General features: G+C 71.5%; 1 protein-coding gene. It reads left to right on the plus strand.

Annotation, left to right across the window (positions count from 1 at the left end; genetic code table 11):
• A partial coding sequence (gene ureG / locus ABD345_RS40085) for an urease accessory protein UreG (RefSeq protein WP_344559780.1) occupies window positions 1-599 on the plus strand: 599 nt, incomplete at both ends.

The raw sequence follows: 599 nt of genomic DNA on the forward strand, positions 1-599 counted from the left end.
GTCCTGCGGATCGGCATCGGCGGGCCGGTGGGCTCCGGCAAGACCGCGCTGATCGAGGCGCTGGTGCCGGAGCTGATCGCCCGCGGCCACCGCCCGGCGGTGATCACCAACGACATCTACACCCAGGAGGACGCCCAGCACGTGCGCCGCACCCTGGCCGGGGTCCTGGACCCCGAGCTGGTGGTCGGCGTGGAGACCGGCGCCTGTCCGCACACCGCCGTCCGCGACGACCCGACGATGAACCTGGCCGCCGGGGCCGAACTCCTGGAGCGCTTCCCCGAGGTCGACACCCTGCTGTACGAGTCCGGCGGCGACAACCTCACCCTCACCTTCAGCCCCGTCCTGGCCGACGTGTTCGTGTTCGTGCTGGACACCGCCGAGGGCGAGAAGATGCCCCGCAAGCGCGGCCCCGGCATCACCGAGTCCGACCTGCTCGTCATCAACAAGATCGACATCGCCCGGTACGTGCGCACCGACCTCGCGGTGATGGAGGCCGACGCCCACCGGGTCCGCGAGGGCAAGCCCGTCATCCTCACCAACTCGCTGGAGGGCACCGGCATCGCCGAACTCGCCGCCTTCCTCGGCAGCCGGCGCAAGGC

The sequence above is a fragment of the Kitasatospora saccharophila genome (assembly GCF_039529925.1).
Lineage (GTDB): Bacteria > Actinomycetota > Actinomycetes > Streptomycetales > Streptomycetaceae > Kitasatospora > Kitasatospora saccharophila.